The 14758-nt window shown below is 73.3% G+C and carries 8 protein-coding genes and 1 pseudogene; 8 read left to right on the plus strand and 1 reads right to left on the minus strand.

The genetic code is table 11. The features are described from left to right. Positions 1-334: 334 nt before the first annotated feature. Positions 335-514, minus strand: coding sequence for a DUF6104 family protein (locus tag OIB37_RS24625; RefSeq protein ID WP_330459774.1), 180 nt, complete (start codon positions 512-514; stop codon positions 335-337). A gap of 194 nt (positions 515-708) precedes the next feature. On the opposite strand from OIB37_RS24625, the gene OIB37_RS36340 reads away from it, so the two are divergent. The 8 genes and pseudogenes from OIB37_RS36340 (at position 709) to fxsT (ending at position 14711) form a co-directional block, all read left to right on the plus strand. Next, positions 709-1386, plus strand: coding sequence for a CU044_2847 family protein (locus OIB37_RS36340; protein ID WP_443058198.1), 678 nt, complete (start codon positions 709-711; stop codon positions 1384-1386). Further along, on the plus strand, positions 1383-3707 hold the full coding sequence (locus OIB37_RS24635; protein WP_330459775.1) for a VMAP-C domain-containing protein: 2325 nt from the start codon (positions 1383-1385) through the stop codon (positions 3705-3707). Before OIB37_RS36340 ends, OIB37_RS24635 begins: the two co-directional genes overlap by 4 nt. Before the next feature lie 109 nt (positions 3708-3816). Further along, complete coding sequence (locus OIB37_RS24640) at positions 3817-4851, plus strand: AAA family ATPase (RefSeq protein WP_330459776.1); 1035 nt, start codon at positions 3817-3819, stop codon at positions 4849-4851. Positions 4852-4858: 7 nt separating this feature from the next. Next, positions 4859-8395, plus strand: coding sequence for an SAV_2336 N-terminal domain-related protein (locus OIB37_RS24645; protein WP_330459777.1), 3537 nt, complete (start codon positions 4859-4861; stop codon positions 8393-8395). Between the two features lie 36 nt (positions 8396-8431). After that, positions 8432-8614, plus strand: coding sequence for an FxSxx-COOH cyclophane-containing RiPP peptide (gene fxsA / locus OIB37_RS24650; protein WP_330459778.1), 183 nt, complete (start codon positions 8432-8434; stop codon positions 8612-8614). Positions 8615-8790: 176 nt separating this feature from the next. Beyond that, a pseudogene (locus tag OIB37_RS24655) lies at positions 8791-9948 on the plus strand (FxsB family cyclophane-forming radical SAM/SPASM peptide maturase); the annotation flags it as partial. Between the two features lie 179 nt (positions 9949-10127). After that, a complete protein-coding gene (locus tag OIB37_RS24660; RefSeq protein ID WP_330461961.1) occupies positions 10128-11546 on the plus strand; it encodes an aKG-HExxH-type peptide beta-hydroxylase in 1419 nt (472 codons plus the stop codon). A 156-nt stretch (positions 11547-11702) separates the two neighbouring features. Continuing rightward, complete coding sequence (gene fxsT, locus OIB37_RS24665) at positions 11703-14711, plus strand: FxSxx-COOH system tetratricopeptide repeat protein (RefSeq protein WP_330459779.1); 3009 nt, start codon at positions 11703-11705, stop codon at positions 14709-14711. Positions 14712-14758 lie beyond the last annotated feature (47 nt).

Below are 14758 nucleotides of genomic sequence, written 5' to 3' on the forward strand. Positions count from 1 at the left end.
CGGTGGACTGCTCGCGCCCTGGGTGCCGGGCTCCGGGGATCCGCGTGCCCGGTGGCTGGGGATGGCCCAGGTGGCCGCCGGGGTGCCGGCCACCGCGTGGGGTGTGTGGCGCCGCAGCGGGGGATGGGCGGCGGCGGGCGCACTGCTCCTGGCCCACGGGGCGCTGGGTATGCGGTACGGGTCGGCGGGCCCGCCGACCGCGGTGGTGTTCCGGCCGTGGGACTGATGATCTGACGGGACCGGCCACGACTGGCCACGACCGGCCCCGACTGATTACGAGCGGCCCCGGCCGGCCACGGCCGGTCGGGGCCGTGGTGCGCGTGCGTGGTGCGGGTTACTCGTCGTCCTCGTCGTCCAGGCGGGCCAGCCAGGTGGCCAGGCGTTCCACCGGGACCTCGAAGTCCGGGTTCAGGTCGACGAACGTGCGCAGCTGCTCGGCGAGCCACTCGAAGGTGAACTCCTCCTCAGCACGCCGCTTCTCCAGTTCTTCGATGCCTCGGTCGGTGAAGTACATGGAAGCTGCTCCGTCGGTCGGTACAGGGGTAGGGCCGGGCCCGGGCGGGAAGAACCCTCATCCCGCGAGGGGAAGAGGATGCCGCGTTTCCGCCGCAGGAGCCGGGCGAGGACAGGAAAATGATAGGCAGCCGTCCGGCGTGGTGGGCAGCCGGTGCCGCGCGGTGACCACGGGGGAAGGGACGGGGGAGCGCGATGAACGAGGAGTCGACGCGGGTAGCGCGGATCCAGCTGCCGGACGGGACGCCGGTGTGGGCCCGGATATCCGGGGCCGGGGAGCTGGCCGTGCCGTCGGGGGAGCTGTCGTACACGGACACCGGGTTCGCCGAGCGGGTGGAGGCGAGCGTCGAGAGCCTGCACTCGTTGATCACCGGTGTCGCGCGGTCGCTGTCCGGTCCGCTGCGGGTGGTGCGGCCGGACGAGGTGAGCGTCGAGTTCGGCATCGAGCTGGCCGCGAAGGCCGGAAAGGTGGTGGGCCTGCTCGCGGACGGTGAGGCCAAGGCCGCCATCACGGTCACCCTCACCTGGACCGGCGACGGACCACCGGATGCGGATGCGGATGCGGATGCGGACGCGCCGTCGGCGGGAGCGGGTGCGGGGAGGGGGGCGGGGACGGCCGGGGCGAGATCGGCCGCCACGGTCCCGCCTGTGCCTACGGCACCTCCCGTACCCCCCATACCTCTCGTACCTCCTACGCCTCCCGCACCCTCTGCGACTTCCGGCCCCTCCGGCCCCTCCGGCCCCAGCGCCCCCTCCCGCCCCTCCGGTCCTTCCGCCGTTCCCCCCGTCCCCCGAGCTCCCCAAACCGGCGCGTCCACCGGCGTTCGGGGGCATGGGGGTGTCGGGGGAGGCCGGGCCGGGGGCGGGGTATGACGGAGCGGTACGACGGGGGCGCATCCGACGGATCCGGTGCTGCGCGGCTTGCGCTGCGTGAACTCGTTCTCGCGGCGACCGTGCGCATTCATCACGCGGGTGCCGGGTATGCCTGCGACGAGCCCGGCAGCTTCCTCGGCAGCGGCTTCTTCGTCGCGCCGAACTGGGTTCTGACCTGCGCACACGTGGTTCACGTCGAAGAGGGGGGCGAGGTCACCGTGGTGTACCGGACCAGCCCCTACGAGGACCCGCGCACCGTTTCCGGCCGGGTCGCGGCGACGCTGCCTGAGCACGTCGGCGGCCCTCCCGTGCCCAGCGGCTGGCCGGCTCCGGACCTCGCCCTGGTCCGGCTCGTCGAGCCCGTCGACCACGCGTGCGTGTACGTCTCCGAGCGTCCGCACCCGCACTTCGGGCAGGACCGGGTGTACTACGCGGGCTGGACCGGGGTCCGCGGCCGGCTGGAGATCCTGGACGGGTACCTCTCGGTGAAGGGGTCCATCAGCGCCTGGTCGCCCGAGGAACTGGTGCGGCTCGGGCAGAACGACCTGCCGCGCGGCGTCTCGGGCGGGCCGGTGATCGACCCCGTGCGCGGAGAGGTCGTCGGCGTCCTGAAGTCACGCGCCGGTCAGCAGGAGGGCGGCACGTCCATCGGGGTCGAGCAGTTGCGCACCCTCCACCCGGCGCGGGCAGCGAGCCTCGTCCGGCGTGGCGACGACCGGGACCGCGACAAGGACACTCACCAGGATGTTCACCAGGGCATTCACCAGGACGTTCACCAAGCCCTCGGCACCGGCCACGAACAGGCCCCCCACCCGGACCAGGTCCCCCACCCCGACCTCTACCAAGCCGTCTTCCACGCCCACGACCGCTATCACCGCGACCGGCAGCAGCCCTCCGAGTCCCCCGCCCCCACCTGGACCGACATCCAGGGCGAACTCGGCGCGCGACCCGGTCGTACGCTCAGCCCGCACGAGCGCGGGGAACTGCTCGGGCTGCTCGCCGACCTGGCGCCCCCGGTCAGCACCCGCGGCCTGCTGGAGATCCTCGGCTCGCTGCCGAACTTCCGGCTCCCGTCGCTGGTGCCCGCCCCGCGCGGCTGGCGGGACGGGCTGGGGGTGCTGTACGAGCACGCGCGTCAGGACGGGGCGCGCAGGCTCGTCCTCGACTACGTCATGCGGGTCATGGCCGTGGAACGGCCGCCGACGCCCAGCGCCCGCGCCGCCGAACTGGCCCTGTGGAACTGGGTGAAGCACGCGTCCACCGGCCTGGACAGCGGGTACCGCCGCGACCTCGCCCGGCAGCGCGCCGATCTGCTCGGCCGTGCGCCCGCCGGTCACGAACGGGTTCGCGAACGGGTGCGCGACCGAGCTCACGAACGGGCCGGGGCCGCCGACGCCGCCCGGAAACCGGAGGACCGCGCGGCACAGCATCCGCCGATCGCGCCGATCGCGCCGATGGCGCCGCCCGGGCCGTCCGTGCTGCTGGTGGTGCTGCGCCGGGGCTGGGAGCCCGACCGCTGCGACTGGTCGGTCTCGGTCGGCGGTTCCGGCGGTGGGACGACCCGGCTGCACGAGGCCGAGCGCACCCCGTTGGACGACCTCGTCTCGCACGTGGCGGCTCCCCTCGCCGAGGCCTTCCGGCACTGCGACGAACCCGGGCACCCGGCCACCTTGTACGCGGCCCTGCCGCATCTGCACCTGGGCATCCCCGTGGACGCATGGCGGCTGAGATCCGACGGCATCCCGCTGGGTGCCGAGCGGCCGGTGCTCGTGCGCTGCTCCGACCGCGACCAGTTGCCCGACGACGAGACGGCGGTCCCCGGAGCGCTGCCGGCGGCGGCCTGGGAGCCGTACGGCGGCGAGGACGAGGAGCGCCGGGACCGCTGGAGCCGGCTGCACGCCCGGGACGCGCAGGCCGAGGTGCTGGACTGCGACGACGGGGTGCGCAGACCCGTACCGGACACGGCGGCCCTGAGCGGGCTCGCGCCGCACACCGTTCCGGTGCTGTGCCGCCCAGGCGACCTGCGTTACGACAGTGACCCCGCCGCGCTCGGCCGGATCCTGCGGGCCGGCTTCGGGGTGGCGCTGTGGCGCCGCTGGCGGCGGCAACCGGAGTCCGTGTGCGGGGAGTTCCACCGCGGCGCCAAGATGGTCGTCGACGACGGGACGGGCGTGGTCCTCCTGCCCGAGGTGGTCCACGGGCTGCGCCGGCAGGTCCACGAGGGGGTCACCGAGGCCTACTGGGCCCACGAGACAGCGCTGTTGTACGACGACCCACATGCGCCCCTGCCCGGAACCGGGGATCTGCTGGAGGCGCCGTGACGCGGGCCGCGCGGTCGCCTCTGATCCCCTTACCAGGCGTCCTGAGGGTCGATACCGTGAAGCACGTTCTACGGCTGCCGTGGCGGACGAGTGACGACGAGGACCGGACATGACGGAATCCAGTGAGTGGCTCATCTACCGGGGCGCCGGCGAACCTCACGACGGGATGAGCCGGCTGCCTCCGCCGCCGCCCTGGCGGGACTTCTCAGGCCGGGACGCGGACGCGGAGGCGGGCGTGGAGGGCGACGGCTCCCGGGACCGCAGGCTCGGCGCCCACCGGCACCTGGCCGAACTGCACCGGCCCGGCGCGGAAGAGCTGGAGATGATCAACGCGGCGCTGTATCTGCGCCGCCCGCTGCTCGTCACCGGCAGCCCCGGCGCCGGCAAGACCACCCTCGCGCACTCGGTGGCGTACGAGCTGGGACTGGGTGAGGTGCTGCGCTGGTCCATCGTCAGCCGGACCGCGCTCCAGGACGGCCTGTACGACTACGACGCGATCGCCCGCCTCCAGGACGTCCAGATCGCCGCGCAGGGAGGTTTCGGCGCGGCGGCGGGCAGTCCCGGAGCCGTCGAGGCCATCGGCAGCTATATCCGCCTCGGCCCGCTCGGCACCGCCCTGCTGCCCTCGGACACCCCGCGCGTGCTGCTCATCGACGAGCTCGACAAGAGCGACATCGACCTGCCCAACGACCTGCTGAACGTGCTGGAGGAGGGCGAGTTCGAGATACCCGAGCTGCAGCGCGTCGCCGACCGGCTGCCCGGTGGCGAGGCCGAGGTGCTCACCGCCGACGGCACCAAGGTCCGCGTCCGCGACGGCCGGGTGCGCTGCCGCGCCTTCCCCTTCGTGGTCCTGACCAGCAACGGGGAGCGGGACTTCCCGGCCCCGCTGATGCGCCGCTGCATCCATCTGGAGCTGGACCGGCCCGACCACAACCGGCTCGCCACCTTCGTCCGCGCCCACCTCGGCGACGAGGCCGCGCGCGCCGGTGACGACCTCATCGCCCGCTTCCTGGAGCGCTCCCGCAGCGAACTCCTCGCCGCCGACCAGCTGTTGAACGCCATCCACCTCACCGACGCGGCCGCCCCGCCCAGCCGTGAGCGCCTCGCCGACCTGCTCATCCAGCGACTCGACCGCCCGAGGTGAGGCGCTGATGCCCGACGCGGCAGCACGTCACGGCCCGATCCCGCCGGACCCGCCCGACCCATCCGGCTCCCCTGCCTCCCCTGTTTCACCCACCTCCCCTGCTTCCCCGCCCCCTCCTCCCGCCGACGCCGACCCCCTGGCCGAACTCGTCCTGCGGCTGCGCGGGATCGGGATGGAGCCGGACGTGGAGGGGCTGCGTGACGCGCTGTGGCTGGCGCGGTGGGCCCGGTCGGGGGAGGGAGAGGGGGAGGAGGCGGACGAGCAGGCCGGGGACTCCGGTGCTGCGGGCGTGGGAGGAGACGGCGGGGCCGCCGGCCGGCGGACCGGGGGCACCGGCACCGCCGGCGCCGGGAGGTCCGCCCGGACCGGGCGTGGCGGGGAGCCGGAGGCCGAGCCGCCCGTGCGGCGCCCCGAACCGGAGCCGCTGCCGGCCACCGCCGGGCCCGACCGGAGCGTGATGCTGTACCCGTCGCCCCGGGACGGGAGCCCGCGCACCCCTGGCGCCGGGCGGATCGCCGCGCTGCCGGTCGGCGTTCCCGCGGCCCCCGCGCTGCCCACCCCACTCGAACTCCAGCGCGCTTTACGGCCGTTGCAGGCCTACCGGAGCGCGGCGCCGCCGCTGCGCAAGGAGCTGGACGAGATGGCCACGGCCGAACTGAGCGCCAGGGCGGGCGGCCTGATCCTGCCCGTCCACCGTGCCGTGACCCGGGGAGACGCCCGGTTGCAACTGGTGCTGGACGCGACGCCCTCGATGCGGGTGTGGGACCGGATGTTCGCCGAACTCCAGCAGGTGTTCGCGCAGTTGGGCGCCTTCGGGGACATCCTGGTCAGCTATCTGCACGACGGCCCGGACGGCGGTCCCGCGATCAGCCGCGGCCCGGACCCGCAGGCCGCCCCGCTGCACACCGTGGACCGGCTGAGCGACCCGACCGGCCGCCGCATCACCCTCCTGGTCAGCGACTGCGCCGGTCCGCTGTGGCGCGCCGGCCACGCCCACCGGCTGCTGCACCACCTGGCCCGGATCGCCCCCGTCGCCGTCCTCCAGCCGCTGCCGCAGCGCCTGTGGAGCCGGACCCGGCTGCCGGTGACGTACGGCGCGCTGACCCGCGGCGAGGCGCCGGGCGGCACCGTGCTGCGGGTGCGCACGCCGGACGGCGCCCCGGTCGTACCGCCGCCGGGCGTGCTGCCCGTACCGGTGCTGCCGCCCGACCCGGTGGCCCTCGGCGCGTGGGCGCGGCTGCTGTCCGGGGCCGGCGCCGGGCCGGTGGCGGGCGCGGTGGGCTGGGTGCGCGCGGACCAGCCGGCCGCGCCGGAGGCGCGCGGCACGCGCCGGGGGACGCCGGTGGAACGGGTCAGCAGGTTCCGTTCCACGGCCTCCCCGGCCGCCGGACGCCTCGCCGTCTGTCTGGCGGCCGCCCCGCTGTGTCTGCCGGTGATGCAGCTGGTGCAGCGCACCATGCTGCCCGGCTCCGGGCCCTCAGAGCTCGCCGAGGTGCTGCTCGGCGGCCTTGTCCAGCGAGCCAAGGAGGACCACGGACAGGACGCCGCCCAGTGGTACGAGATGGAACCCGAGGTGCGGGAGGCGCTGCTGTCGACGCTCGGCCGGGACGAGGCGGTCCTGGTCCTCAAGCACTGCTCCGAGTACATCGAGCAGCGCTTCGGCAAGGGCGGCGCCAACTTCCCGGCCCTGGCCCTGGCCCAGCTCGGCGGCGGCGCCCCCGACCCGGCCGAACGGGGCGGCGGCGCCACCGGCTCGGGCGCACGCCCCTACACACCAGGCACCGGCTACCCCGGTGAGCACGGTGACAACGGCCAGGCGGCGCTGGTCCCGCAGCCCTTCGCCGAGGTCGCCGCACGGGTGCTGGAGCGCTTCATGCCGCTGCCGGAACAGTTCCGGCTCTACGGCACCCGCGGCGACGGCGCCCCCTTCGGGCAGCGGCCGGCGCACCCGGCGGTGGTCCGGGCCCGCGCCCTGATCGCCCGCTTCGACACCGAGGGCATGGTGCAGGACGTGATCGACGCCGTACAGCTGCTGCGCGGCGCGACCGGGCACGAACGTCCCACCGGGGCCGATCCCGGTCTGTGGGCGGAGTACGCGTACTGCGTGCTGCGGCTGTGGGAGGTGCAGGGCGGGGCCGAGCTGCTGCGTGAGGCGGAGACGGCCGCGGAGCGGGCCGTGGCGCACCCGCACGCGCTGCGGGAACGGGCGGCGCTGGCCCGGGTACTGCGCGCGGCGGCCACCGACCGCAGGCGCCGCGGCGACCGGCACGGCGCCCTGGATCTGCTGCGCCGGGCCGACCGGGAGTACGCCGTCGCCTGTGCCGCTCCCGGGCTGGACCCGAAGGAGGCGCTGCGGCTGACGCTGGAGCGGGTGGGCGCCCTGGAGGCGCAGTGGAGGCTGGGCGGTGACAGCGCGCTGCTCCAGGGCGCGGTCGGGATGCTGGAGGCGTTCGCCGACGTCTGGCCCGACCGCCGGCACCGCCCGCCCGAACTCCCGCTCGCCCACGGCAGGCTCCTGCTGCGCCTGGCGGACGCCACCACCGATCCGGAACAGGTCCGCGGCTACGCCGAACAGGCCTCCCGGTCCCTGCGCGACGCGCTGGAGGCCGAGCCGGAGGGCGGAGGCGAGCGCGCGGACGGCGCCGACCGGGTGCGGGCGCAGGAGCGGGTCCGGGTGCACCTCGACCTGGTCGACGCTCTGCTGAAGGCGGACGGGGACCTGGACGAGGCGCAGGACCGCGTCGAAGCGGCCCTTGCGGCCACCACCAGACGAAGCCTGCGCGCCCTGCTTCATGTGCGTGCCGGACGCGTCCGGGTCGCACGATACGCCGAGACGGGCGACGCGCGTGAACTCCGCGAAGCAGTGGACTCGTTCGCGCTGGCGGCAGCGGACATGCCGAGGGACGAGGCCGGTTACTCCGATGTGCTCGCCGAGTGGGGCGAGGCGCTGCTGCACCGTGCGGGCACGGAGAGCGCGGCCCGCGCGTGGGAGCCGCTGTCCCGGGCGATCCGGGTACTGAGGGACTGCCGTACGGAAACGCCCGCGGGCAGCCGGCACACGGCCTACCGACTGCTGATGCTGGGCCGGGCGCTGATCCAGCGCTACCGGCTGCGCGGCGATCGGGTCGATCTGCGGGAGGCGGAGCACCTTTTCGGGTTGGCGGCCGCCGAGGCGGACGACCCGCTGCTGGCCGCCCGGTGTCGGCTGGATCTGGGCCAGACGCACTACGAGGCATACCGGAGCCTTGGCCGTCCGACCCGGCTGGACGACGCGGTCGACGCGTTCCGGGCGGCGGCCGAATCGGCCCGGGAGGCCGAGGCGGACGCGGAGACGGACCGCCGCCGACGCCAGGACGCGGTGGAGCTGGGTGCGCAAGCACACCACTGGCGGGGTATGTCCTATGAGGCGGCGGCCCGTCCCCGCGCGGCCCGCGAGGCGTACCGGACCGCCCGCGCCGAGTGGTCCAGGCTGCCCGACGGCAGCCTCGGTACGGGTGGTCCGACGGCGGCTGACACGGCTCGCCGACTGGCCGAGCTGGAATAGACGCGACGGGCGGGACGGAGAGAGAGGAACGGGGACATGAGCCAACGGGACGAGTCGTCCACCAGGGAGTACACCGGGCCGTTGCCGGATCTGCTGGCGCTGGACCTGGAGGAGCTGCGCACCGTCGAACATCCTGTTCTCCAGGAGGTGCTGGCAGGGCTGCGAGAACGGGCGGAGCGACCGAGCGAGATGCTCTGGGGGTTCAACAGCTCCCTCTGAATGCTGAGTTACAGACCCTTGGATCGCAATCAGTCACCTAGGGACAGAAAAAGACAACTTCGATCGATTGGAGTTTGTATCCGGCCACCGGCCGGGAATGCGCGTCCATACGGGTGGAACCGCCGTGGCGCGTTCGTGAAGCAGCCGCGCGGGGCCTACGGCATGGGGGTGCTGGAGTGTCTGGAACGCATGCCTCCCCTCGGCGGAACCAAACCGCCCGACCCTTCCGGCAGTTCATCGTCAAGGTGCACGGTCGCTGCAACCTCGCCTGCCGTTACTGCTACCTGTACGAGGGTCCCGACCACACCTGGCGCACCCGCCCGCCCGCTGCCCCGGCCGAGGTCCTGGAGCGCGCCGCCGCCCGCATCGCCCAGCACGCCCGCGCTCACGGCCTGACCACCCTCTCCCTCGTCCTGCACGGCGGCGAACCCCTGCTGGCCGGCGCGGACACCCTGGCCCGCTTCACCGACGACGTCCGCGCCCGCGTACCGGCCGGCTGCGCCGTGCAGGCCACCGTGCAGACCAACGCCACCCTGCTGACACGGGAACGCGTGGCCGTACTCGCCCGGCACGGCATCAGAATCGGCATCAGTCTCGACGGGGGCCGCGCCGCGCACAACACCTTGCGCGTCGACCACGCGGGACGGCCGTCCTGGCCCGCCGCCGCACGCGGCGCCCGCCTGGTCGCCGAGTACTTCCCGGAGTCGTACGCCGGCATTCTCACCGTGGTCGACCCCACGACGGACCCCGCCGACGTGTACGACTCCCTGCTCGCGTTGCGCCCACCCGCACTGGATCTGCTGCTGCCGCACGGCAACTGGTCCGCGCTGCCGCCGCACTGGGGGGAGGGGCGTCACGGCGAGTGGCTGTGCCGGGCCTTCGACCGCTGGTGGTCGGCGGGCCGACGGGAGACGCGAGTGCGGCTCTTCGAGGAGTGCCTTGCGCTGCTGCTCGGACTGCCTGCCGCCACCGAGTCCCTGGGGCTCACACCCTTCGACGCCGTCGTGGTCGAGACCGACGGCTCGATCGAACAGGTCGACTCCCTGAAATCGGCCTACGAGGGCGCCGCCGAGACCGGACTGGACGTTTTCCGCCACGACTTCGACGAGGCACTGCGCCACCCCGGCGTGGCCGCACGGCAGGCGGGCCTGGCGGCCCTGGCCGACACCTGCCGCGCCTGCCCGCTGGTCGCGGTGTGCGGCGGCGGTCACTACGCCCACCGGTACAGGGCCGGCGCGGGGTTCACGAACCCGTCCGTGTACTGCGCGGACCTGCAGCGGTTCATCCACCACGTGGCCGGCCGGCTTGCCGGGGAGGGCAGGGGCACCGGCCCCGAGGTATCGGGCACTCGCAAGGACGCGGCGGAACGCACGGTTCAGGCCGCTCGCGATGGGGGCATCAAGTCCGCATTCCCGGTCTCTCGTGAAAGGGATACCGACCCCCCGAAGCCGCCCGCTCTCGCAGCGGGTGCCGACCCCGTCGTCCCGGCCGCTCTCGAAGGAGGCACCCCGTGATACTTCCGGTCGTCACGGACGGCGCACTCGACGAGCTCGCGGCCACCGAAGGCAGCGCCGACACGCTGGCCCTGCTCATCCGTGACCAGGACACCAGGCGACTGCTCCTGGTACGCGCCGTGCTCGACGCCGCCGACGCGGCCGACACGGGCCTGTGTCCCGGTGCGGCGAAGCGGCGGCTGCGGGAGGACTGGGCCCTGTTGACGGCGGCCGACCGCACTGCCGGTGCCGCCGGCTCGCCCGCCCGGGCACGGCTCACCCACCCCTTGATGGGCCCCTGGGCCGGTCGGACCCTGACCGGCCTGACTCCGCGCGACGCCCGGATCACGGCCGAGCACAGGCTCGAACTCCAGCGAAATCTGTCCCACTTCAGCGCGGTCGCGGTGGCCGCCGCAGTCCGTGCGGGGCTGCCGTTCACCACTTCCCTGACCACGCGCGACGGCGTACTGACTCTCCCCTCGCTCGGCGCCCTGCGCAGCGCCGAGCGAGGAGACACGCGCATCGACGTCCACCACGTGGACGGCCGTCTGACACTGCGCCGGCCCGCGGCCGATGATGTCACCGTGCACCTGGAGAGCGGCACCGGAGCCTGGTCGGAGGCGCTCGCCTGGACGCCGGCCCATGCCCTCCCCGGCCTGCTGCCCGGCGGCGCGCCCATGCCGTTGGACGACCTCGACCCCTACCGCGTCCCACCTCGCGAGCCCGAGCATCATGCGTTGAGCGGCCCCGCCGCCCCCGACCATGCCGAACGCAAACGCTGGCTTCAGGCCTGGTCCGGTACGGCGTCCGCGCTGCGCACCGGCGGCGAGCAGCGCCTTGCGGAGACACTCGCCCTGCTGCGCTGCCTGGTCCCGCTGGAGATGCCGCCCGGCGCCGACGGCCGGGGCAGTTGCAGCGGCACCCGGCGCGAGGCGTTCGGCGCGCTGCTGAGCAGTGCCCCGGCGACCCCGGTCGCCTTCGCGGCGACGCTCGTGCACGAGCTCCAGCACACCAAACTCGCCGCGCTCAGCGAGATGGTGGAACTGCACCGGGCCGGTCCCGAGGCCCGCTACTTCGCCCCTTGGCGCCCGGACCCGAGGCCGTACGACGGACTCCTCCAGGGCACGTACTCGCACCTGGCGATGGCGGACTTCTTCCAGCGCCTCGCGCTCGCGGACCCCGCCCGCCAGGAGTCCGCGTGGGCGGAACACGCCCGCTATCACGCCCAGGTCGGCGCGGCCCTGCCCGCGCTGGTCGGCTCGTCCGATCTGACACCCATGGGCCGCCGGTTCGTCGACGGCATGGCAGCCGTGCACGAGCGGCTCGCGGCACACCCCGCGCCGCGTGGATACACGGCGCGCGCGCAGGCGTACGTCAAGGTCATGCGCACCCTCTGGACGCAACGGCGACCCCCGGGATACCCGCTCACGAATCGATGAAAACGCCGACCCCGTCGAATCGACGCATAATCCAGAGTTCGCACCTTTCGCTGCGCGAAGATCGTCGGGCCGAGGCGTTCGTTCATGAAGTCGCCGGACTCCCCAGAGCCGCGCCGAGGTTCTACGATTTCATGACTACGCGCTGGAGGCTGCTGCATGTCTGAAGCTCGTACGCCGGTCCGGTCGACCCAGAAGGGGGCCGCGAGGCAGACCGTCAAAATCAGCTTCGCCGGGTTCAACCGGGCCTGGGCGGCGTGGATCGGGGACAGACTGGAGCGGCGCGGCCTGCGGGTGGTGCACCTGCGCTGGGACGCCCCGCCGGACCAGTCCCTGACCGACTTGCTGCGTGACCTCAGTCTCGGCGAGGGCCGGACGCTGATTCTCGTCAGCGAGTGGTACTTCCAGCTCGGTCCGCGCACCCACGAGGAGTGGAACGAGGCCCTGCGCGAGGTCGTCGCACCCGATCCGTCCCGGTTCGCCGCCGTGTCGGTCACCAATGCTTCCGTGCCGTCGGCCATCGCCGTCCTGCAACCCGTCGACCTGACCAACATGGGCGCGGAAGAGGCCGAACGACGCCTGCTCGAAGGCCTGGACCTGCCGCTCGACACCCCGCCGGCCGTGGACGCGGACCGCCCGACCCCGCGCTTTCCCGCCTCCATGCCCGACGTGTGGGGCGGTGTGCCCCGGCGCAACACCCGCTTCACCGGCCGCGAGCCCCTGCTGAACGACGCCTACCACCTGCTCCAGGGCAGTGAGCCCGGCGCAGGAGTCGTCACGCTGTACGGGATGTCAGGCGTGGGCAAGACTCAGCTGGCCGCCGAGTACGTGTACCGGTTCGGCTCCGAGTACGACGTGGTCTGGTGGGTCGGCGCCGAGAAGAGGGTCACCTACCGCCGGGGCCTCGCCGAACTGGCGCCCCGGCTCGGCCTGACCACCGGATCCGAGTACGGCGAACGGCTGCGCGCCGTCGGTGACTCCCTGCGCCGCGGCAACCCCTACCGCCGGTGGCTGCTCGTCCTGGACGGCGCCGACGAACCCGACCAGATCTGGGACCTGGTGCCCACCGGACCCGGCCACGTGATCATCACCTCCCGCAACCCCGAGTGGGGCGAGCACAACAGCAGGCTGCTCGAAGTCCCCGTCTACGCCCGCGACGAGTCGGTCGCCTTCATCCGGCGCCGCGCGCCCCGCCTGACCGAGCCCGACGCGGACCAGCTGGCCGAGGCCCTGGAGGACCTGCCCCTGCTGCTCGACCAGACGGCCGGCTGGCTCAACGACTCGGACCTGTCGGTCGAGGAGTACATCGCCCTGCTGGAGCGCGGCCTCGACTCGGACATGGTCAAGGTGGCGGCGGACTTCCCCGTGGCCTTCCAGACCGCGTGGTCGATACTGCTGAACAAACTCCGCGAGACCGTCCCCGAGTCGGTCGACCTGCTGCGCCTGTGCACCTTCTTCGCGCCCGGTTTCATCCCGGTCCGCCTGCTGAAGGAGATGTCCCACGACGACCTGCCCGAGCAGATCGCCAGGCTGCTGGCCGACCCGCTGCTGTGGAACAAGGCGATCAACCAGCTCCGCCAGTACTCGGTCATTCGCCTGGAATCGCACGAGGGCACCTTGGACGAGGCGGCCTCCTCGGGCGAGGCGGTCTATCTCCACCGCATGGTCCACCAGATCGTGCACAAGGACATGCCCGAGGCGGACCGGGGGGAGTTCATCGAGGTAGTACGACAGGCCCTCGCCGAGGCCGACCCGGGCCGCCCCACCGACACCCGCAACTGGGACGGGTACGCGGAGATCGTGCCGCACCTGAAGTACGCGGACGTTCTGCTGAGCGAGGACCGCAAGGTCCAGACACTGGTGCTGAACTGCCTCCGGTACATGTGGTTCGCCGGGGAGTACACACCCGGCGTCAAGCTGGGGGCACGGGCGCTCAGGGCCTGGCGCGAACTGCTCGGCGAGACGGACCCCCGGGTGCGGGAGGTGACGTACCACTACGCCAACCTGCTGCGCTCCTCCGGCCGCTTCCAGGAGACGGAGGCGCTCGACCGGGCGGCGGTGGAGCAACTGCGGGAGGAACGTGGCGAGCACGACCTGGACCATCTGCGGATGGCCAGCGGACTCGCGGCCGATCTGTGCTACCTCGCCCGCTACGACGAGGCACTGGAGCTGTGCCAGTGGCTCTACCCCACCTACCGCGGACTCTTCGGCGAGCAGGACTCACGCACCCTCAACGCCCTGAACAACCTGGGTTTCGTCAGGCGGCTCATGGGCCGGTACGAAGAGGCGCGGGGCATCGACCAGCGGACACTGGAGGCGCGACGCCAACTACTGAAGGGCCGCCATCCGTGGACCCTCTTCTCCGAGGTGTCCTACGCGGTCGACCTGCGTCTGCTGGGCCGGTACTCCGAGGCCGAGTCCATCCAGGCGAAGAACGTGCGCGAATACCGCTTCGTCATGGGCGGCGACAACCAGGACACCCTCCGGGCCGAGCACAACCTCGCCCTCTGCCAACTGCGCCTCGGCAACCGCGAGTCGGCGGGCGACCTCCTGACGCGCGTCCTCGAAGGCTACGAGCGCAAACTCGGCGACAACCACATGCTGACCCTGGCCGCCGCCGTCAGTCAGAGCTGCTTCGCCCGCGAGCACGGCGACATCGACCAGGCCCGCGAGGCCGGCGAGTCGGTCATCGCCCGCTACGAGATGCTGCTCCCCGAAGGACACCCCTTCATCATCGGAGCCCGCGCCAACCATGCCCTGGTCCTGCGCAGCGTGGGTGAACGCGAGCACGCGCACGTCCTGGTGGAGCAGGCGCTCGCCGACATGACGATCGCCGTGGGGGAGGGGCACCCCTACACCCTCGGCTGCGCAATCAACGCTTCGGCCCTGCGTAACCTGGTCGGCGAGCCCGAGTCCGCCGCAGAGCTGACCCGGAGCACGATCGCCCGGGCCACCGAGACCCTGGGCCGCACCCACCCGCTCACCCTGTCCGCGCGCGTCGCCCACGCCGCCGACCTGCGTGCCCTGCGGGACCGGCAGCAGGCGGAGAAGGTCGAGCAGGAGGCCCTGTCCGACCTCGCCACCACGCTGGGCGCCCAGCACGTCCACACCATCTCGGCCCGCTCCCGCAACCGCCCCTACTGGGACTTCGAACCACAGGCGAGCTGAGCACAGGGCACGCGAAAGGGCCCGGCCCCGAGTCCGTGCGGACTCGG

The organism is Streptomyces sp. NBC_00820 (genome assembly GCF_036347055.1).
Classification (GTDB): Bacteria; Actinomycetota; Actinomycetes; order Streptomycetales; family Streptomycetaceae; genus Streptomyces.

What these genes read in the sequence shown, in the direction of transcription:
- OIB37_RS24625 (WP_330459774.1), bottom strand. Translation starts at nt 514, where the DNA reads ATGTACTTCACCGACCGAGGCATCGAAGAACTGGAGAAGCGGCGTGCT.
- fxsA (WP_330459778.1), top strand. Translation starts at nt 8,432, where the DNA reads ATGAGCCAACGGGACGAGTCGTCCACCAGGGAGTACACCGGGCCGTTG.
- OIB37_RS24640 (WP_330459776.1), top strand. Translation starts at nt 3,817, where the DNA reads ATGACGGAATCCAGTGAGTGGCTCATCTACCGGGGCGCCGGCGAACCT.
- OIB37_RS24645 (WP_330459777.1), top strand. Translation starts at nt 4,859, where the DNA reads ATGCCCGACGCGGCAGCACGTCACGGCCCGATCCCGCCGGACCCGCCC.
- fxsT (WP_330459779.1), top strand. Translation starts at nt 11,703, where the DNA reads ATGTCTGAAGCTCGTACGCCGGTCCGGTCGACCCAGAAGGGGGCCGCG.
- OIB37_RS36340 (WP_443058198.1), top strand. Translation starts at nt 709, where the DNA reads ATGAACGAGGAGTCGACGCGGGTAGCGCGGATCCAGCTGCCGGACGGG.
- OIB37_RS24635 (WP_330459775.1), top strand. Translation starts at nt 1,383, where the DNA reads ATGACGGAGCGGTACGACGGGGGCGCATCCGACGGATCCGGTGCTGCG.